Source organism: Brucella intermedia LMG 3301 (assembly GCF_000182645.1).
Taxonomy (GTDB): domain Bacteria; phylum Pseudomonadota; class Alphaproteobacteria; order Rhizobiales; family Rhizobiaceae; genus Brucella; species Brucella intermedia.
Genome location: NZ_ACQA01000001.1, coordinates 1,648,692 through 1,666,648, shown reverse-complemented (window position 1 = coordinate 1,666,648; position 17,957 = coordinate 1,648,692). Strand labels below are relative to the sequence as shown.

Genomic DNA, 17,957 nt, shown 5'->3' with positions numbered 1-17,957 from the left:
CGGCAAGCTGGGTACGGGCCGGAAAAGTGGCCCGGAAAGTGGCGTTGTCCGGTTGACCGCCCATCTGCCCACAAGAAATCGGAGATGAAGAAGCCCGATACCGATGGCAAGGTTAATCCGCCATTAACAGGAAATCGGCTACTCGCAGAATCAACTGACGGATTGCGACCTCGCAAAACTGTCCGAGAACTCTATATATCTTAGAAGCGACCGGGGTCGCCTGGAGAAGAACATATGGCAACGAAGGTTAAGGAAAACGAAGAAGCCGAAGTCGAGCGCGAAGGTGCTGCCGACGGTCCGCTTCTCGACCTTTCTGACGATGCTGTCAAGAAGATGATCAAACTCGCGAAGAAGCGCGGCTACGTCACGATGGACGAGCTGAACGCCGTGCTGCCTTCCGAGGAAGTGACATCCGAACAGATCGAAGACACGATGTCGATGCTTTCAGACATGGGCATCAACGTCGTTGAAGACGACGAGCAGGACAACGACCGCGAAGACAACAGCGACGACGACTCGGAAGAGGGCGGCGATCTGGTCGAATCCGGCGGCACGGCTGTTGCCACCACCACGACCAAGAAAGAGCCGACCGACCGTACCGACGATCCGGTGCGCATGTATCTGCGCGAAATGGGTTCGGTCGAGCTTCTGTCGCGTGAAGGCGAAATCGCCATTGCAAAGCGCATCGAGGCCGGTCGCGAAACCATGATCGCAGGGCTGTGCGAAAGCCCGCTGACCTTTCAGGCGATCATCATCTGGCGCGACCAGCTGAACGATTCCAACATCCTGCTGCGCGAAATCATCGACCTCGAAACCACCTATGCCGGTCCGGAAGCCAAGCAGGCCCCGGTGATCGAGCGGGTGGAAGAGGAAAAGCCGCGCGATGACAAGCCTCAGCGCCGCTCGCGTGACGACGACGACATCACCAATGTCGGCGGCGACATGCCGGTTGAAGAGGAAGAAGAAGACGAGGACGAAGCCAACCTGTCGCTGGCGGCCATGGAAGCCGAACTGCGCCCGCAGGTCATGGAAACGCTCGATCTCATCGCCGACACCTACAAGAAGCTGCGCAAGCTGCAGGACCAGCAGGTCGAGGGCCGTCTGGCCGCGACGGGCGAGCTGTCGTCCAGCCAGGAGCGTCGCTACAAGGAACTCAAGGATCAGCTCATCAAGGCAGTGAAGTCGCTGTCGCTGAACCAGAACCGTATCGAACAGCTTGTCGAACAGCTTTACGACATCAACAAGCGTCTGGTGCAGAATGAAGGCAAGCTCCTGCGTCTGGCCGAATCCTTCGGCGTGCGCCGCGAGGAGTTCCTGAAGGAATATCAGGGCCACGAACTGGACCCGAAATGGGTCGAGCGCGTGAGCACGCTTTCGGCGCGCGGCTGGAAGGAATTCGCCGCCAAGGAGGAACGCACCATCGATCGGCTGCGTTCGGAAATCCAGATGCTGGCAACCGAAACCGCGATTTCGATCGGCGAATTCCGTCGTATCGTCAATCAGGTGCAGAAGGGTGAACGCGAGGCGACCATCGCCAAGAAGGAAATGGTGGAAGCCAACCTTCGTCTCGTTATCTCGATTGCCAAGAAGTACACGAACCGTGGCTTGCAGTTCCTCGATCTCATTCAGGAAGGCAACATCGGCCTGATGAAGGCGGTCGACAAGTTCGAGTATCGCCGCGGTTACAAGTTCTCGACCTATGCGACCTGGTGGATTCGTCAGGCGATCACCCGTTCGATTGCCGATCAGGCGCGCACCATCCGCATTCCGGTGCATATGATCGAAACGATCAACAAGATCGTTCGCACGTCGCGCCAGATGCTGCATGAAATCGGTCGTGAACCAACGCCGGAAGAACTGGCCGAAAAGCTCGCCATGCCGCTGGAAAAAGTGCGCAAGGTGCTGAAGATCGCCAAGGAACCGATCTCGCTCGAAACCCCGGTCGGTGACGAGGAAGATTCACACTTAGGCGATTTCATCGAGGACAAGAACGCGCTTCTGCCGATCGATGCAGCCATTCAGGCCAATCTGCGCGATACGACGACCCGTGTCCTTGCTTCGCTGACTCCGCGTGAAGAACGTGTTCTGCGCATGCGTTTCGGCATCGGCATGAACACCGATCACACGCTGGAAGAAGTCGGCCAGCAGTTCTCGGTTACCCGCGAACGTATCCGCCAGATCGAAGCGAAGGCGCTGCGCAAGCTGAAGCACCCGAGCCGGTCGCGCAAGCTGCGTTCGTTCCTGGACAGCTAAACCGGCCTGGATAGCCAAGCAGAACAAAACATACGGGAAGGGGAGGCGATATGTCCTTTTTGAAGCGTCTTTTCGGTGGAGGCTCCGCCTCCGAAACACCGGCAGAGCCGAAAGAGGCTGGTCGCCTTGAGCACAAGGACTTTCTGATCATTGCCACGCCCTATAGCGAGGGCGGGCAGTATCAGGTCTGCGGCGTCATTTCCAAGTCGATCGACGGCGAAGTGAAGGAATATCGCTTCGTTCGCGCCGACCGTTGCCCTGGCATCGAAGATGCCGCCAGCATTGCGCTGAACAAGGGCCGGCAGATCGTGGATGAACAGGGCGAAGCCATTTTCCGCTGAACCATTCGCAAGAAGATTGGAAAAGCCGCGCATCAAGGTGCGCGGCTTTTTTTAAAAACTAATGCGGCTCGCACAGCATGGCGACCATTCTGCGCACGATGGGCAGAATGGCGAGGAGCACCGGAAACGCGACCACCCATGAAAGAGCCCAGGCGCCCATCCAACTCGATGCGAGTTCGGGATGGGTAAAGCCAAGGCTCTTGGCGGTTGCAATCAGCGACACGATGAATGTCATCATGATCGATAGGATGAAAGGCATCACGATAGATGCATAGCGGGCGGGCAGTTTCCTGCGGCGTGCGCATTCAAACCGAGACATGTGTATTCCTGAATAGTATGCGGGAAAGGCGCAACGAAACATCAATGCGAATTGCCGTTCCCGGCGGATTGATGCGTTGCCTGACGTAAGACGCTTACGGTCATCGTGATGACGCCGCTTGCTTAACCTGTCCGGGAACCGATTTCAACTGTTCTGAGTGGCGGCGATTTGTCCATGCCATTCCGGACACAATTCCAGTATACGCTGCATCATGAACGACAAACCTTTCTGGCGCACCAAGACCCTGAACCAGCTTACCCGCAGCGAGTGGGAGAGCCTGTGTGACGGTTGCGGCCAATGTTGCCTGCACAAGTTGCAGGACGAGGACACCGACGAAATCTATTGGACGAGTGTCGCCTGTACGCTGCTCAATGCCGAAACCTGCCAATGCCGCGATTATCCCAACCGCAAGAAGACGGTGCCGGACTGTGTGTTCCTGACGCCGGAAATCGTCGATGAGGTGGACTGGCTGCCGGTGACATGCGCCTATCGTCTGGTTGCGGAGGGTTCGGACCTTTACTGGTGGCACCCGCTTGTTTCCGGTTCGCCCGAAACCGTGCATGAAGCAGGCATTTCCGTTCGCGGCAAGGTGACGGCCTTTGATCACGATATGGAAGACGACGACGATTATCTGGACCATATGGTGATGCCGGGCGACCGGTGACGGCTGGCCACCGGTTTTCAAACATTGCGTAAATTTAATCTGTGGCCGGAACAGAGCGGCACAGAGTTTCAGTCATTATAAGTATTTGAATTTATTCTATTTATGGTGGTGTAGCGCCGATATGCCTTGCGCTTCACGGAAAGCTGAACGGTACATGAATGATGGTTTTTCATTCTGTTCATCTATTGCGGGCTACTTCTCGGATGTCTCAGGCAAGACCTGGAAACAAATCGAAAGAGGTTCAAAGATGTCTGCTATTTCGCTCAAGTCGTTCGTCGTAACCGCCGCTCTTGGTGTTGCCGCCATCTTCACGACGGCTGCCACGGCCAGCGCTGCATCGCCGGTTGCCGTTCCAGCTGTCAGCACGTCGGCAGGTTCTACCATCGTGAACGTCGACTATCGCGGCCATCGCCACGGCCGCCCGGTTTATCGCGGTCCTGCATGCTCGGTCGAAGGCGCCAAGATGAAGGCCAACCGCATGGGCATCCGCAATGCGCGTGTCGTCTATCGCGGCAAGTCGGTTCAGGTTCGCGGCTTCCGCCACGGTCGCCCCGCAGGTGTCGTATTTGCGAATGTACGCGGCTGCCCGATCATTCGCTAAACCCGCTTTGAATTTCAAAAGCCCCGGCCTGCGCAATCAGGCCGGGGCTTTTCGTTGTCGGCAGGCAAAGAAAAGGGGCGCTGGTGCGCCCCTTCCTGTTTGGTCCTCAACTGGACGTTATTCCTTGATCTCGAAAACGACGTTGACCGAGACATTATAGCTGTTCTCGCCGGCTTCAACCGGAACGGAGCCCTGCGGTGCCGCGTCAGCCATGGTTTTGAACTGCGCGCGCGCGATCGGCATCGGCATGGGCGGACGGCTCTGCTCGTTGATCTCGACGAGGCGGCCAATGCCGACACCGGCTGCGTCGGCAAGCGTCTTGGCCTTGGCGATAGCGTCGGTAACGGCGCGCTTGCGCGCTTCGTTGATCGTTGCGGCGGGATTGTCGTTCACGAAGTTCAGGTCGCCGCCCTGATTGATGCCGAGCGTGACCGATTCGTCGAGCACGTTTCCGACCTTGGCCAGATCGCGCACACGCACCGTCAGGCTGTTTGAAACGGTGTAACCGGTGATGCTCGGTTCCTTCAGGCCATTCTTGTCGTCAGGATAGACGTAGCGCGGCTGGATGTTGATGCCGCCGGTCTGAAGATCGCGGTCTTCAATGCCCGCCTTCTTCATGGCTTCTAGCACCTTTGCCATGGCTTCATTGTTGGCCGTCATGGCTTCGCGAGCGGTCTTCGCCTCGCGCAATACGGAGAGATTGAGGATGGCCATATCGGGCGAGGCGGTCATGGTGCCTTCGCCGGTGACGGCGATACGCGCAGGCTGCTTCGTCATCTGATTCTCCTGTGCCAGAGCCGGCAGCGTCAGCGCGCCTGCGAGCATGATTGCAGAAAAGGAGGTTGCAAGAAGAGTGGTAGCGCGGTTGTTCATAAAATCTCCTGTAGAGAAAGTTGAGGCAGCTTTGGCAGGGCAGGCCGTGCCGGAATGGCTGGCCGCCTTGTCTTTGAAATCATTTATTTCTTAAGTTCCCTCTCGTGCATGGAGCAGACGATATCAGATTCGAATTGCGTGCCAAATGCAACCTCCGGTTAAAATGAGAAGCAGGTGTTTCCAGTTTAAGCGGAGCCGCCGGAAGCGCTCTAAGTATTTGTTTCGTCGCATTATCCCACAAAACCGCTGCGCACTTCTGCGGGAAGTGCTCCCGGTTGCATGCTTCGCAACTGAATATGTGCGCATTAGGGCAACTGATGCATTTGACAGCTTGTGTCCCGGCTTTCTTTAGGGTAGGGCAAGGATGCGTGGGGCCTGTAGCTCAATTGGTTAGAGCCGGCGGCTCATAACCGCTTGGTTGGGGGTTCGAGTCCCTCCGGGCCCACCATTTTTCCTTCAGACAGTTTTGTAGCGATAGCAAAATTCCGGACGGGACCTGCGCTTGTCTGTGGGACGCCCCGTTCCAAAAACTCGATCTCCGATAGGCTGGTTTCGACAGGATTGGCGCTGCCGATATCGCGTGTTGAAGCCGCCGCCTGCTTCAACAGGTCGGTGGGCCAGCCGTCATCACAAAGTTTCAACAAATTTTAGCGGTTCGTTAAGAAAATAGTAACGCAATGAAACAATTTTTTAAGTGACGTGAACTGGCAACAAATTGGAGGTTTTGGGCGATGAGAAAAAATGCAACCACCGTTGCGCTGGCACTGGCGGGGTTGGTGGCGAGTTCTCTCGCGGCTTCAGCGAAGACGAGTTATCTGGGTGAATTCAGGGATTGGGGTGTTTATCAGAACACCGAACTTGCAGGAAACAAGTGCTATGCTTTGACCGTTCCGGTCAATTTCCATCCAGCCGGTGTGCGGCACGGCGATAATTTCGTGATTATTTCCAAGGCGGACGGACAATACAGCCCGCAACTGGTGATGGGATATCAGTTGAAGGCGGATAGTTCGGTCAATGTGATGGTGGATGGCGCGCGTTTCCCGTTTTTCAGCGAGGGTAATCGCGCCTGGGCGGAAAATGTGGCCGATGAAGCCAAGTTGATACGCGCGATGCGCGCAGGCAAGACGCTCAATGTCCAGGCCACATCGGCCCGTGGCACACAGACCCACTATACGTTTTCCTTGATGGGGCTCTCAGCCTCGTTGCAGCGGGTGGACAGCTGCCGGTAGCATAAAGAAAAAGCCCTGCCGGATGGCAGGGCTTCGACTTGAAATTTCCGGCCTCAGGAAAGCCAGGTCTGACGATTGTACCAATCGTCCAGTTCGGAACGCACACGGTCCTTCTCGATGCCGTAGCGCTCCTGAATCTTGCCTTCCAACTGTTCGCGCCGGCCATTGATCTGGTCAAGGTCGTCGTCGGTGAGTTTGCCCCACTGCTCCTTGATCTTGCCCTTGGCCTGTTTCCAGTTTCCTTCAACGCGATTCCAGTCCATTGGTAGTCCTCCGTTCTGGGTTGGTTATGGTTAACTAACGCGACGGAACAGGATTGGTTCAGCAAAAAAATTCAGAAATTTTTGGAAAGCTTCACAGAGCCGCAGGTTAGCGGACTCGGCGAAGAGCGCGTGCCTCTGCCCGGCGAGGTGCGTTCCGGATTGCAGGGCTCGCAATCAGCGTTCTCCCATGTATCCGCGCCGTTTCCATTGCTGCAACGGCATGATGTCCGGCGGTCCTCCCGCCCGCCTCATACCAGGAATCGACCGCCCAGCGCTGGCCCTGCCTGTCTTCGATAACCGCTGTCCAGTGCGGGTAGCGGCCGTCAAAGAAGGCTCCGCGTGAAGCGCGCCGCGCGACGGAGTGATGCTTCAACCAGCCTCGTGATTGCAGATAATGCAGGAAGTTGTCGGTATTGGTCGATTCATCGATGCAATCCATCTGGCCCCTGATGCGGGCCTTGCCGAACTGCATTTTCGGCTTGTCGCGGACGCCGATGGTCGCAGTGCTGCGCTGTTCGAAGATCGCAACTGCGGCGCGCAACGCCTTCCGTTCGCCATCCGCGCTTCTACTGCCCGCTTGCAGAAGGCCGCGGATACGCTGTTCCTCTTTCGGGGTCAGCGTCACCTTGGTCCGGTAATAACATTCGTAACCGTGGCAGACACTGAAGGTCTGTGCCGAAGCCAGCCCGACCGGGGACATCAAACCCATGAGGACGCCTGTACCCAGCAGTTTTATCAAATGGCCGCTCCGCATTCGATTGAACGAATTTCCGTGCAATTTCAGCAAGATAAAATAGACCGAATCTCCTGCTATTCTAGCGGTGCTTGTGGCTTGTGAAAAGCAGGGACGGTTCCAGACGCTCCAGCCCCTGATAGGGATTTGCATGAATAGCCAGAATCCAGAGGCAGAACGAGGCTGTCAGGGAGTAGATGACGAGCGCTTTCACACCAGCCGGCACGCGATCGGCGTGGGTGGCGGCGATGGTTATCGCGGTCAGGAACGTCAGGGAAAGCACGAGATACCATTTGTAATAGTCGATGGAGGTCGAACCGACGGCCAGGCGGGTATTGCGTGCGTCCTGCAATTCATCGAAGTCGTTGATGAGCTGCGAGATTACCGGCGAGGGGACGTCGGTGCGGGCCAGATTGATGATCTCGCGCCTTATGTTCTGTAGCGCGGTTTCAACGGAACCTGCCGGCTCGACATTGATCTTCTCGCGCCATTCATCATCGATGACGGCATGGCGATAGCCGGTGAGGGCGGTTGAGAGCGCAGGCGCGGCCAATATCTCCGCATTGGAGGTTCCGATCAGGCGGGAAATCGCCGAGCGCTCTTCACTGACAGCCTGATCGGCGCGGGAATTGACGCTCCATATATCTGCCGCGACGAAGCCGAGCGACAAAGCCCAGGCGGTTGCGATGGTGCCGATGAAGGCGCCGATTGGAATCGACAGAGCATCGCTGGCTGCGTGTTTTGAAAGCATGTCCAGCGCAAAACGCCCCACCGCATAGAACACAATTCCGAGTATGATGAAGGCAGCAAACGACAGGTAGATCGGCAGCTCGAAGATAAAGGCCATTTATTCCCCCCTTGGAGCGCTTCCAGTCAATCGGAGCTGCTCCAGCGCATTGTTCTGGCGGATATCTTTTCCGAGAGCCGCTTTCCGCTGCGCTCCGATACCCGGCATAGTACCCGCTAATATTAGGGAGAAGTGGTTGAATTTTACTTAGGCCGATGGCCTGTCAATCCGGAGCCTGATCATTTCCCAGTTTGGGCAGGCATATTGCGCCAATCGACGCGGGCGAATAGCAAAACCCGCCGGTCGGGCCGGCGGGTCGAACAAGTGAGATGAAATCTAACGCGATCAGAACGAGACGGAGAAGCCGACGACCGGCCCGTGCTGGGTCACGTCATACTTGAACTTCGCAATCGTATCGTTGTCCTTGTAATCCTGATATAGCGCCCGATAACCGACGCGGAACGTCGTGGGCACGTCGAAAACCATCGTGCGGTAACCGAGATAGATCTGGCCGTTGGCGCTGAGCTTAGTGCCGGCGCCAAAACCGCCAATGTCGGCTTCCGCAAAAATGTTCCAGCGATCGTTGATATCATAGAAGACGCGCGTTCCCACGAACGGGTCTGTCCATTCCACCTTGCTCGTTTCGCTGAAGCGGCCAACCTGCAATCCTGCTTCAAGCTTTGTCCAGCGAACGCCGACCGTCGGTTCAATCGCGAAGACGCGCTGGTTTCCGAATAGCGTCGTTCCTTCGAGCTGCTGCTCATAGATGCGATAGTAAGCGCCAGCCGACAGGCTCGCCGTCTTGATGTCGAGAGCAAGCTCATTGTCGCGGAGGCTTTCGTCCTGGCTGGTCTTGACGTACTGCCCGTCAATGAAAAAGCCGAACGTGCCGTTGGTGATATCGACATTGCCCATCACACCCATATCGAGATTGTCGAAAATCTCGCTGAACGGCATATTCACGTCGGTGCTGCGGCCAAGCAATCCGGCGCTACCATTGAGCGACGCGCCCCACAGATAAGGGCTGACAATCACCTGCCAGCGCTGCTGGTCCTGAATTTCTGGTTGTGCTGCTACGGCATCGGCTGCGAGCGATGCCGTTGATGTTCCAATTAAAACAGACGATGCTAATATAATACTTCTGTAAAATTTTAACAGTAAATTCCCGTTCTGGTTACGTGATTTTCCGTCTTTCACTGAAAAAACCCCCTCAATTATGTATTAGCATTCCTGATAATACATCGGAATCAAATCTTTCTCCATATATATGTTAATCGCTTTGGGAAATAAAATGAAAATTCTTACTTGTACTGGTGTTTGTTCTGTGGATTTTAAACGGGCGTTGCAATTTATTGGTGGCAGCGCTGCACGGCGCTCTTCTGCCGTTGCTGCCTGAAAGCCAGTATATCAGCGCAAATACGCATCTTTCCCGCCCATTGTCGCAAGCTAGTGATGGCCGGAATTGCTGCCGTTTTTTCCTGCGCTGTTGATAATGATTTCGAGCAGCCAGGGCCTGTGGTCGATGATTTCGGTCAGTTCCTGCAGACCGATTTGCGAACCGGCTTCCTTCAGCAGCGCGTTGGCGTCGGAGGCCGATCCGTTCTTGCCTTCGAGCGCCACGCGGTGTGCCCGGCGGATAAGCAGTTCGGGCTGTGTAAAACTGCTCTCGGCAAGTCTTTTCTCAATTCGGCGCTGCAGTTCTTCCGGAGCAATCATCTGCTGAGTTCCTTCATTCCTGTAAAAGTGCGCAGCCATTGCTGACCGCGATCCGCACCCGGAATCTATGTTGAGATTAAGTTTTTACCACGTGACAATTCGTACAGAGCGATCATGTGGAGAGGATTTTACTGCCGGGAGCAAGGCAGGAGAGGGCGGGTGGGTTCGACTTTAGTATCACGGAATAGTAACGAAATATTTCAGCACATCAAATCCGCAAAATTGCCAATTTATTGCCACGCTTTCTCTTGTTTGCATCTGACATGCTACTTACATAGCCTTTACGCCTTGGCGGGAAGAGCAGTGGTCAGGTAGAACGGATGCGGGAAGCGGGCTTCGCTTCGCGGGTTCGTTGCGCGGTGTCCATTGCCTGTTTCCGTTTGATAACAATAATAATCCGATGGTTTGCAATGGCCACTCTTCGCTATTTTATCTGGCCCATGGTTTTTACCGTATTGGGTCTCGCAGGTGCCGTCTGGCTCGGTTACGAATTGACCGGCACTTTTGGGGGAATGGTCTCCGTCTTCATCATCTGTGCGGTTCTCAGCGTTCTGGAAATTTCGCTTTCCTTCGATAACGCCATCGTCAATGCGCGCATCCTGCGCGACATGACCCCGGAATGGCAGCACCGCTTTCTGACCTGGGGCATTATCATTGCCGTTTTCGGCATGCGCATCATCTTCCCGCTCGCCATTGTCGCGGTTGCCATGTGGACCGATCCGATCTCGGCACTGAAACTCGCCATCTGGCAGCCTGATGAATATGCCCGCGTGATCTCGGAATCGCACACCGGCATCGCCGCCTTCGGCGGTACGTTCCTGCTGATGGTCGGCATGAAGTACTTCTTCGATGTCGAAAAGGATGTGCACTGGATCAAGGCCATCGAAAGCCGCATGTCGAAGTTCGCTTCCGTGCAGGGAGTGGAAATCGGGGTCGCAATCGCGCTGATCATCTTCTTCTCCTACCAGCTGGATGCCGAACATTCGCACACATTCCTGATTGCGGCGCTGTTCGGCCTTCTGACCTTCCTTGCCGTCGAAGGGCTGGGCGAGGTGCTGGATGCGACGCAGGAACAGATGGACATGGTCCATCGCGGCGGTCTTGGCGCCTTCATCTATCTGGAAGTTCTGGATGCCAGCTTCTCGTTCGACGGTGTTATCGGTGCCTTCGCGCTCACCACGAACCTGTTCATTATCGCCATCGGCCTTGGCATCGGCGCCTTCTATGTGCGTTCGCTCACCATCATGCTTGTCGAGCGCAAGACGCTGGGCCAGTACCGCTATCTTGAACATGGCGCTTTCTATGCAATCCTGGTTCTGGCGGTCATCATGTATGTCCAGACACTGGTGCATATTCCGGAAGTCATCACCGGCCTTATCGGTGCGGCCCTGATCGGTCTCTCGTTCATGTCTTCGTTGCGCTACAACCGGCTCAATCCGAACTGGCAGGAAGAAGCCGAAGAGGTCACAGGGCACTAGCCTTGCCTCGTGCAGTCTGAACAAAGGGGCAGCTTACGCTGCCCTTTTTTGTTGGTCTTGACCGAATCGCCGGAGTTGAGGACCATTGATCATTGCGATGGGTTTCGCAATTTGCCGCGGGTCGTCTCGAATGCAGCGATGCGGCTTCACTGGGGAGGGCACGTTTCCATGGTTGTTACACGGTTGAGCAAGACCGCCTTCGTGGCGGCAATAGCCTTTTTCGCAACGCTGGTTTCGTTCGGCAATATCACCGATTACGATACCAATTTCGCCTTCGTGCAGCACGTTCTGATGATGGACACGATCTTTCCCGATGCCACGATCAAGTACCGTGCCATCGGTAATCCGATGCTGCACAATGCCGCCTATATTCTGATCATCGCGGCGGAAACGCTGACGGCGATCCTGTGCTGGATTGGGGCTTTTGCCATGCTTGGCCGCCTGACCGACCGGGCGGCGAGCTTCAACCGCTCCAAGAAGTGGGCCATTGCGGGCCTGTCGCTCGGTTTTCTGGTCTGGCAGGTCGGCTTCATGTCGGTCGGCGGGGAATGGTTCGGCATGTGGATGTCGCAGACCTGGAACGGGATTGAATCCGCGTTCCGGTTCTTCATCACCATCATCGCCGTGCTGATCTTTATCGCCATGCCGGACGGTGAGCTAGAGTAAGTGGGATGCCGAAACAGGCTCGTCGATCAGTTCGACGCCAGCCTGTTTCATCCTTTCGAGCATGATGTCCATCGAGCCGTTGAGGTCAATGCCGCGGCAGGCATCGAGACGGACGCGCACCTGAAAGCCCTGGGTCACGGCATCAAGCGCTGAATAAGCGACGCAGAAATCGGTGGCGAGGCCCACCAGGGTGAGCGAGCCGATATTGCGTTCGCGCAAATATCCGCCAAGGCCGGTCGGCGTTTTATGATCGTTCTCGAAGAATGCTGAATAGCTGTCTATGCCGATCCGAAAACCCTTGCGGATGACGAGCTGCGCCCGCGTCCATTGCAGGTCCGGGTGGAAATCCGCTCCGCGGCTGCCTTGCACACAATGGTCGGGCCAGAGCGTCTGCAGGCCATAGGCCATTTCGACCGTATCGAAAGGCCTGGCGCGAGGGTGGGTCGAAGCAAAGCTTGAATGGTTGGCAGGGTGCCAGTCCTGCGTGAGGATGACGTTTTCGCTTTCCTCAATCAGCCGGTTGACGGTCGGAATGATTTCATCGCCGCGATCAACCGCCAGCGAACCGCCGGGGCAGAAATCATTCTGGACGTCGATAACCACAAGTGCATGACCGATCATGAAGCGCTCCCGCTTGGCTTGTTTTGCAACCAGATATAGAGCGCATCCTGGAAAGTGGGAACCGGTTTTCGGACAAGATGCGTGCCACGGCAAGAGCCGAAGAGGTTTTGCGAGGTAAGCTATAAGCCGCGTTCTGGTATAACATCGGCAAGGGTGCTACGGACGATCCAGATCAGACACCAGACAGGAAACCATCATGACAGACGTAATCGTCCGCGACAGCAATGGCACCCAGTTGAATGACGGCGATTCCGTCACGCTCATCAAGGACCTGAAGGTGAAGGGAACCTCCACCACATTGAAGCGGGGAACGCTGGTCAAGGGCATTCGCCTTACCGGAAACCCGGCGGAAGTCGATTGCAGCACCAAGCAGGTCAAGGGATTGGTGCTGCGGACCGAGTTTCTGAAAAAAGCCTAAGCCTTTTCCAGAACTCGTGCTGTGACTGCAAGGTCAGGCATCGATCTCCACGCGGCCGCGCGGGCGGCTGCAGCAGGCGAGGATATAGCCTTCCGCGATCTCGTCATCGCGGATGCCGCCATTGTGGTTCATTTCGGTCTCGCCGCCGAGGCACTTCACCTTGCAGGTGCCGCAGATGCCGAACTCGCAGGCGCTCGGAATCTTGAGCCCGCCATTGCGTGCCGCAAGCAGGATCGTGTCGTTTTCCGTGCATTCCACTTCCACGCCGGAAAGGCTGAAGACGACGCTGGCGGACGCTACCGCCGGGGCGGCGGGGGCTGCCGCAGCCGTCTCGGAAAGTGTTGAAGGCACCGGAACCGACGAAATCTCGCTCGCCGGATTAAAGCTTTCCTGATGGTAGTTGGCCATGTTGAAGCCGGCATCTTCCAGCAGGCCGCGCACTCCGTTCATGAACGGCTCCGGGCCGCAGCAGAAAACCGTGCGGTGCAGGAAGTCTGGCGCAAGCAGTTCGAGCCGGGCACGGTCGATGCGCCCGTGCAGGCCTGGCCAGACATGGCGCGCCGAGGATTGCTCGACGATAAAGGCCAGCCGCATGGCTTCCATGCGGCCCGAAAGCAATTCCAGTTCCCGGCGGAAAATGATGTCGTCCGGCGTCCGGGCGCAGTTGATGAAGGCGACGTCGGTCGCAGGTGCACAATCGAAGAGCCAGCGGGTCATGGAGACCATCGGCGTTATGCCGGAACCGGCGGAGACGAAGAGATATTTTTCGCCGGGATGGTTGGCGAGCGAGAAATCGCCATTCGGCCCGTAAGCCTTGATCTTCATCGGCGGGCGCAGATTGTCGAGCATCCAGCGCGTGCCGATGCTGCCCTTCTGCGCCTTGACGGTGACGGAGATATGGTAGGGACGGGAAGGGGTCGAGGACAGCGTATAGGTCCGCAGCACCGGCCCCAGCCCGTCGGCCCGTTCAATCGGCAGTTCAAGGGTGACGAACTGGCCCGGCGTATAGCGGAACCAGTTGTCCTCGGCGGTCTTGAAGGAGAAGGTCATGACGTCTGGCGCTTCTTCGATGGCCGAGATGCATTCCAGCATCTGCAACCTGTCGTTCCACGGCAGCATCTCATCCAGATATTTCAGAGGCTGCATGGCCTTCTCACTTCTCGCTTCGTATTACGGTATCAGGCGACGCGGCTGAGCTTTGCCGCTTCGCCACGCAGGCGCGGCGTCATTGTGTTGGTGTACCATTCGAGGAACTGCATCACGCCGCCTTCATGTTCGACCGAGTAAGGGCCGGGCTGATAGGCGGGCGACCGGATGCCGACGGCGTTTTCTTCCACGATCTGCCGGTCCTGATCGTTTGTCTGTATCCAGACATGGGTCAGTTCGTCGAGATCGTAATCCACACCTTCGACCGCATCCTTGTGAACGAGCCATTTGGTGGTGACAAGCGTTTCCTCGGCGCTGATCGGCAGAACGCGGAAGGAAATCGCGTGGTCCGCCATCAGATGGTTCCAGGTCGACGGATAGTTGAACAGCAGCATGGCGCCGATATTCGTGGCGCCAGCCACCTGATCGCTCAGAGGCTTCTTCACCGCGGCTTTGCCGGACATCGTGTAGCTCACCGCGTCGCGCAGAAGCGGGATGCGGGTGATGCGATAGCGGCCGTCTTCCGACATGTTGAATTGTGCAGGCAGGCCGACGCTGGCGCAGTTCTTCCAGAGCTGGTTGATCTCCGGGTCTTCCATTACGCCCTGCACGCCGGTTGCCGACGGCGCTTCCGGATAGGTGCGGCAGAGTTCGGGATGGTTGGCGGCGCAGTGATAGCACTCGCGATTGTTTTCCCAGACGAGTTTCCAGTTGCCCTTCTCGATGATCGAGCTTTCGAAGGCGACCTTCGCGTCCTTGATATTGTGCGGTGCGAGATAAGGCTCGACCAGATTGCGGAAGGAAGCAAAATCGGGGGCTTCGTCGGCCACGCACACATAGATATAGCCGGCGACGGTTTCACAATGAACCGGCTTCAGGCCGTATTCGGCTGGCTTGAAGTCCGGGCCGACCTGACGTGCGAAGAGGAGGCGTCCGTCCAGTTCGTAAGTCCACTGGTGATAAGGGCACACGAGCTTTGCGGCAGTGCCCTTTTCGGCAGCGCAGATGCGCGAGCCGCGATGGCGGCAGGAATTGTGGAAAGCACGAATGCCGCCCTGCGCGTCGCGAACGATGACCACAGGGTAAGCGCCGATCTGCACGGTCATGTAGGAACCGGTCTTCGGCAGCTCGCAGTAGTGGCCGACAAACAGCCAGTCCTTGTAGAAAATGTTCTCCAGATCCTGCTTGTAATATTCAGGATCGGTGTAGAATTTCTGCTCCAGGCTGAAATTGGGGTCGCGCCCGGTCAACAGCCCCAGCATTTCGTTGCGAACGTCCATAGCCTCGAACCCTTGCTTTCCATCTTGGATCGGCCCTTCTGCTGTTCTCGCAGCGACTATGGCTCGATCCGGTGTTCCCTTTGTCTTCCGGAAGCACGGCTTGTCCCGTTATCTCAATGGCTTGCCCACATCTCCCGAGGTCTGTGAGCTGGCTTCCGTTATCCTGATTCAATCACTGAACTATTCTAAACGCGCATTGGGATGCGACATGGTTTTCGCGTAAAGACGACACGCCAAAATGTCGCTTTTGCGGCGCAGCCAGATCATCGCAAATGTGTGTTACATGCGCCTGCGGAGCGTTTCCGGGATTGCAAATTGGTTTAAAAGCCAGTTACCACGTCAACCATATCCCAATCTGTTTCATTCCATGGGAGGCTCGGTGGCCATGAAACGTTCTGAAATCAACGAAATCATCCGCGAAAGCGACGCTTTCATCCGCTCTTTCGGCTATGTCATGCCGCCCTTCGCCTATTGGTCGCCCGAGGAACTGAAGGTACGCACCTCGTCTGATGCGCGTGCAATCCGCGATGCGCGTCTCGGCTGGGATATTACGGACTACGGACAGGGCAAGTTCGCCGATCTCGGACTGTTCCTCTTCACCACGCGCAACGGCAATGCCGAGGACCTCAAGCGGGGCGGCGGCATGCTCTATGCCGAGAAGATCATGATCTCGCGCAAGAACCAGCTTTCTCCGATGCATCGCCATGTGGTGAAGGCTGAAGACATCATCAATCGCGGCGGCGGCACGCTGGTGCTCGAACTGTTCAATTCACGGCCCGACGGCAGCGTGGACGAGAAAACCGACGTGACGGTCGCAACCGACGGACGCCTTGTGACGCAGAAGGCCGGCGCTCACCTGAAGCTGCAGCCTGGTGAAAGCGTGACGCTGCTGCCCGGCAACTGGCATGCCTTCTGGGGCGAGGGCGGTGACGTGTTGATCGGTGAAGTTTCGACCGTCAACGACGATCTGACTGACAATATTTTCCGCGAGCCGATCGGCCGCTTTTCGAATATCGAAGAAAACGAGAAGCCGCTGCATCTGTTGGTGTCGGACTACGACAAATGGCTGTGATCCTACCGATATTTCGGTTCTGGCAGCCTGCAAATGGTGTTGTTTGACGCTTCCGGTCCGCATGTAACTTTAAGTGAACGATGCTCCGGTTCTCTAACGCCTCCATTTCCGGCAAACCGGAGCCGGAATCTCATCAGGCTCTCGCGAAGGCAAACTGAAGGACTGAACATATGAAGCTGGCGATGATCGGAACGGGCTATGTGGGGCTGGTTTCGGGTGTGTGTTTTGCCGAATTCGGCTTTCACGTCACCTGCGTCGACAAGAATCCGTCGATCATCGAACGGCTGAAGGCCGGTAAGGTCACCATCTTCGAGCCGGGTCTCGATGAATTGATGACCCGCAACATTCGCGATGGCCGGCTGGAGTTCAGCACTGACCTTCCGGCAAGTGTCGCGGATGCCGATGTCATCTTCATCGCGGTCGGCACGCCGTCCCGTCGCGGCGACGGCGAGGCGGACCTGCAATATATCGAGGCTGCTGCGGATGAAATCGCCGCCGCCATGAAGCCCGGCGCCGTCGTCGTCATCAAGTCGACAGTCGTGGTCGGCACCAATGCGCGCATACGCGACCGCATCAAGGCCGCCAATCCGGGCGTACCGTTCTCGATGGTGTCCAACCCGGAATTCCTGCGGGAAGGCTCGGCAATCGAGGATTTCATGCGACCCGACCGTGTGGTCGTCGGCGTGGAGGACGAGCGCGGCAAGGCCGCAATGCAGCGCCTCTATCGTCCGCTTTACCTGCGTGAAACGCCGATGGTCGTCACGTCGCTGGAAAATGCGGAAATCATCAAATATGCGGCCAATGCCTTTCTGGCCATGAAGGTGACTTTCATCAACGAGGTCGCCGACCTTTGCGAGAAGACCGGCGGCAATGTGCAGGAAGTGGCTCGCGCCATCGGCATGGATAATCGTATCGGATCCAAGTTCCTGCACGCAGGACCGGGTTTCGGCGGATCGTGCTTCCCGAAAGATACGCGCGCCTTTGCTGCAACCGGCAAGAAATACGAGGCGCGTCAGTCGCTGATCGAACAGGTGATCGCGGTCAATGAAACCCGCAAGCAATCCATGGCGGAACGGATCGTGACCGCCGCCAAGGAGAGCGGTGCGGACAGGGTTGCTGTTCTCGGGGTGGCCTTCAAGCCGAACACCGACGATATTCGCGAGTCTCCCGCGCTCGACATTATCGCGGCCATACAGAAGGCCGGAATCAAGGTTCAGGCGCACGACCCGGAAGCCATGGACGCGGCCCGCGCGGTGCTGCCCGATGTTGTCTGGTGCAATTCAGCCTATGAAGCTGCAGAGGGGGCGGGTGTCGTGGCTCTGCTGACGGAATGGAACGCCTATCGTGCGCTCGATCTGAAACGGGTGGCCGGTGTCATGGCCGGAAATGTGCTGATCGATCTGCGCAATGTCTACAAGGCCGAGGACATTGCCGGTACCGGGCTTGACTATCGCTCAGTGGGCCGGACGCTGAGGGCCTAAAAACAAAAGTTCCGAG

20 protein-coding genes and 1 tRNA gene are annotated in these 17,957 nt (G+C 56.9%); 11 read left to right on the top strand and 10 right to left on the bottom strand.

Annotation, left to right across the window (positions count from 1 at the left end):
- Positions 1-234 precede the first annotated feature (234 nt).
- Both rpoD and OINT_RS07940 read left to right on the top strand, forming a co-directional pair.
- Positions 235-2,253: an RNA polymerase sigma factor RpoD gene (gene rpoD, locus OINT_RS07945; RefSeq protein WP_006467266.1), complete on the top strand. Its 2,019-nt coding sequence runs from the start codon at positions 235-237 to the stop codon at positions 2,251-2,253.
- A gap of 50 nt (positions 2,254-2,303) precedes the next feature.
- The gene (locus tag OINT_RS07940) at positions 2,304-2,594 is read left to right on the top strand and encodes an HlyU family transcriptional regulator (protein WP_000008939.1); all 291 of its coding nucleotides are present in this window, start codon (positions 2,304-2,306) and stop codon (positions 2,592-2,594) included.
- 58 nt (positions 2,595-2,652) lie between these two features.
- On the opposite strand, the gene OINT_RS07935 is transcribed toward OINT_RS07940, so the two are convergent.
- Positions 2,653-2,913, bottom strand: coding sequence for a DUF2798 domain-containing protein (locus OINT_RS07935; RefSeq protein ID WP_006471652.1), 261 nt, complete (start codon positions 2,911-2,913; stop codon positions 2,653-2,655).
- Between the two features lie 211 nt (positions 2,914-3,124).
- On the opposite strand from OINT_RS07935, the gene OINT_RS07930 reads away from it, so the two are divergent.
- Positions 3,125-3,577: a YcgN family cysteine cluster protein gene (locus tag OINT_RS07930; protein WP_006471653.1), complete on the top strand. Its 453-nt coding sequence runs from the start codon at positions 3,125-3,127 to the stop codon at positions 3,575-3,577.
- Positions 3,578-3,824: 247 nt separating this feature from the next.
- Positions 3,825-4,178, top strand: coding sequence for a hypothetical protein (locus OINT_RS07925; protein ID WP_006471654.1), 354 nt, complete (start codon positions 3,825-3,827; stop codon positions 4,176-4,178).
- Between the two features lie 117 nt (positions 4,179-4,295).
- Here OINT_RS07925 and OINT_RS07920 read toward each other — a convergent pair whose 3' ends face one another.
- Complete coding sequence (locus tag OINT_RS07920; protein WP_001064928.1) at positions 4,296-5,051, bottom strand: SIMPL domain-containing protein; 756 nt, start codon at positions 5,049-5,051, stop codon at positions 4,296-4,298.
- 371 nt (positions 5,052-5,422) lie between these two features.
- Here OINT_RS07920 and OINT_RS07915 point away from each other — a divergent pair.
- Both OINT_RS07915 and OINT_RS07910 read left to right on the top strand, forming a co-directional pair.
- Positions 5,423-5,499 (top strand) — tRNA-Ile (locus OINT_RS07915).
- Positions 5,500-5,782: 283 nt separating this feature from the next.
- Positions 5,783-6,280: an invasion associated locus B family protein gene (locus OINT_RS07910; protein ID WP_006467263.1), complete on the top strand. Its 498-nt coding sequence runs from the start codon at positions 5,783-5,785 to the stop codon at positions 6,278-6,280.
- A gap of 53 nt (positions 6,281-6,333) precedes the next feature.
- Here the strand turns inward: OINT_RS07910 and OINT_RS07905 are convergent, their stop codons facing one another.
- The 5 genes from OINT_RS07905 to OINT_RS07885 all read right to left on the bottom strand — a co-directional run bounded on the left by OINT_RS07905 (position 6,334) and on the right by OINT_RS07885 (position 9,779).
- Positions 6,334-6,543: a CsbD family protein gene (locus OINT_RS07905; RefSeq protein WP_006467262.1), complete on the bottom strand. Its 210-nt coding sequence runs from the start codon at positions 6,541-6,543 to the stop codon at positions 6,334-6,336.
- A 106-nt stretch (positions 6,544-6,649) separates the two neighbouring features.
- Complete coding sequence (locus tag OINT_RS07900) at positions 6,650-7,252, bottom strand: hypothetical protein (protein ID WP_235691661.1); 603 nt, start codon at positions 7,250-7,252, stop codon at positions 6,650-6,652.
- Positions 7,253-7,358: 106 nt separating this feature from the next.
- Complete coding sequence (locus OINT_RS07895) at positions 7,359-8,123, bottom strand: bestrophin-like domain (protein ID WP_006467261.1); 765 nt, start codon at positions 8,121-8,123, stop codon at positions 7,359-7,361.
- 285 nt (positions 8,124-8,408) lie between these two features.
- Positions 8,409-9,176 carry a hypothetical protein gene (locus tag OINT_RS07890; RefSeq protein ID WP_376781022.1) on the bottom strand — a complete coding sequence of 256 codons (768 nt, stop codon included), beginning with the start codon at positions 9,174-9,176 and terminating at the stop codon, positions 8,409-8,411.
- Positions 9,177-9,509: 333 nt separating this feature from the next.
- A complete protein-coding gene (locus OINT_RS07885; RefSeq protein WP_006471658.1) occupies positions 9,510-9,779 on the bottom strand; it encodes a hypothetical protein in 270 nt (89 codons plus the stop codon).
- Between the two features lie 410 nt (positions 9,780-10,189).
- On the opposite strand from OINT_RS07885, the gene OINT_RS07880 reads away from it, so the two are divergent.
- Positions 10,190-11,257 (top strand): DUF475 domain-containing protein, encoded by a 1,068-nt coding sequence (locus tag OINT_RS07880; RefSeq protein WP_006471659.1) that lies wholly within the window; start codon positions 10,190-10,192, stop codon positions 11,255-11,257.
- Positions 11,258-11,425: 168 nt separating this feature from the next.
- Complete coding sequence (locus OINT_RS07875) at positions 11,426-11,923, top strand: DUF2165 family protein (protein ID WP_006471660.1); 498 nt, start codon at positions 11,426-11,428, stop codon at positions 11,921-11,923.
- Here the strand turns inward: OINT_RS07875 and pncA are convergent.
- The gene (gene pncA / locus OINT_RS07870; RefSeq protein ID WP_006471661.1) at positions 11,915-12,544 is read right to left on the bottom strand and encodes a bifunctional nicotinamidase/pyrazinamidase; all 630 of its coding nucleotides are present in this window, start codon (positions 12,542-12,544) and stop codon (positions 11,915-11,917) included. The genes OINT_RS07875 and pncA overlap by 9 nt on opposite strands.
- 196 nt (positions 12,545-12,740) lie before the next feature.
- On the opposite strand from pncA, the gene OINT_RS07865 reads away from it, so the two are divergent.
- A complete protein-coding gene (locus OINT_RS07865; RefSeq protein ID WP_006467255.1) occupies positions 12,741-12,962 on the top strand; it encodes an alkylphosphonate utilization protein in 222 nt (73 codons plus the stop codon).
- Positions 12,963-12,995: 33 nt separating this feature from the next.
- Here the strand turns inward: OINT_RS07865 and OINT_RS07860 are convergent, their stop codons facing one another.
- Together OINT_RS07860 and OINT_RS07855 are read right to left on the bottom strand one after the other, a co-directional pair.
- Complete coding sequence (locus OINT_RS07860) at positions 12,996-14,108, bottom strand: FAD-binding oxidoreductase (protein ID WP_006467254.1); 1,113 nt, start codon at positions 14,106-14,108, stop codon at positions 12,996-12,998.
- 32 nt (positions 14,109-14,140) lie between these two features.
- A complete protein-coding gene (locus OINT_RS07855) occupies positions 14,141-15,388 on the bottom strand; it encodes an aromatic ring-hydroxylating oxygenase subunit alpha (protein ID WP_006467253.1) in 1,248 nt (415 codons plus the stop codon).
- Positions 15,389-15,773: 385 nt separating this feature from the next.
- Here OINT_RS07855 and OINT_RS07850 point away from each other — a divergent pair, with 385 nt between their 5' ends.
- Complete coding sequence (locus OINT_RS07850; RefSeq protein WP_006471662.1) at positions 15,774-16,460, top strand: D-lyxose/D-mannose family sugar isomerase; 687 nt, start codon at positions 15,774-15,776, stop codon at positions 16,458-16,460.
- A gap of 170 nt (positions 16,461-16,630) precedes the next feature.
- Positions 16,631-17,941, top strand: a complete 1,311-nt coding sequence (locus OINT_RS07845; RefSeq protein WP_006467251.1) for a UDP-glucose dehydrogenase family protein — start codon at positions 16,631-16,633, stop codon at positions 17,939-17,941.
- The last annotated feature ends 16 nt before the right edge of the window (positions 17,942-17,957 follow it).

Bases quoted from the DNA above. Each gene is read 5' to 3' on its own strand.
- rpoD (WP_006467266.1), top strand. From the start codon at position 235: ATGGCAACGAAGGTTAAGGAAAACGAAGAAGCCGAAGTCGAGCGCGAA.
- OINT_RS07940 (WP_000008939.1), top strand. From the start codon at position 2,304: ATGTCCTTTTTGAAGCGTCTTTTCGGTGGAGGCTCCGCCTCCGAAACA.
- OINT_RS07935 (WP_006471652.1), bottom strand. From the start codon at position 2,913: ATGTCTCGGTTTGAATGCGCACGCCGCAGGAAACTGCCCGCCCGCTAT.
- OINT_RS07930 (WP_006471653.1), top strand. From the start codon at position 3,125: ATGAACGACAAACCTTTCTGGCGCACCAAGACCCTGAACCAGCTTACC.
- OINT_RS07925 (WP_006471654.1), top strand. From the start codon at position 3,825: ATGTCTGCTATTTCGCTCAAGTCGTTCGTCGTAACCGCCGCTCTTGGT.
- OINT_RS07920 (WP_001064928.1), bottom strand. From the start codon at position 5,051: ATGAACAACCGCGCTACCACTCTTCTTGCAACCTCCTTTTCTGCAATC.
- OINT_RS07910 (WP_006467263.1), top strand. From the start codon at position 5,783: ATGAGAAAAAATGCAACCACCGTTGCGCTGGCACTGGCGGGGTTGGTG.
- OINT_RS07905 (WP_006467262.1), bottom strand. From the start codon at position 6,543: ATGGACTGGAATCGCGTTGAAGGAAACTGGAAACAGGCCAAGGGCAAG.
- OINT_RS07900 (WP_235691661.1), bottom strand. From the start codon at position 7,252: ATGGGTTTGATGTCCCCGGTCGGGCTGGCTTCGGCACAGACCTTCAGT.
- OINT_RS07895 (WP_006467261.1), bottom strand. From the start codon at position 8,123: ATGGCCTTTATCTTCGAGCTGCCGATCTACCTGTCGTTTGCTGCCTTC.
- OINT_RS07885 (WP_006471658.1), bottom strand. From the start codon at position 9,779: ATGATTGCTCCGGAAGAACTGCAGCGCCGAATTGAGAAAAGACTTGCC.
- OINT_RS07880 (WP_006471659.1), top strand. From the start codon at position 10,190: ATGGCCACTCTTCGCTATTTTATCTGGCCCATGGTTTTTACCGTATTG.
- OINT_RS07875 (WP_006471660.1), top strand. From the start codon at position 11,426: ATGGTTGTTACACGGTTGAGCAAGACCGCCTTCGTGGCGGCAATAGCC.
- pncA (WP_006471661.1), bottom strand. From the start codon at position 12,544: ATGATCGGTCATGCACTTGTGGTTATCGACGTCCAGAATGATTTCTGC.
- OINT_RS07865 (WP_006467255.1), top strand. From the start codon at position 12,741: ATGACAGACGTAATCGTCCGCGACAGCAATGGCACCCAGTTGAATGAC.
- OINT_RS07860 (WP_006467254.1), bottom strand. From the start codon at position 14,108: ATGCAGCCTCTGAAATATCTGGATGAGATGCTGCCGTGGAACGACAGG.
- OINT_RS07855 (WP_006467253.1), bottom strand. From the start codon at position 15,388: ATGGACGTTCGCAACGAAATGCTGGGGCTGTTGACCGGGCGCGACCCC.
- OINT_RS07850 (WP_006471662.1), top strand. From the start codon at position 15,774: ATGAAACGTTCTGAAATCAACGAAATCATCCGCGAAAGCGACGCTTTC.
- OINT_RS07845 (WP_006467251.1), top strand. From the start codon at position 16,631: ATGAAGCTGGCGATGATCGGAACGGGCTATGTGGGGCTGGTTTCGGGT.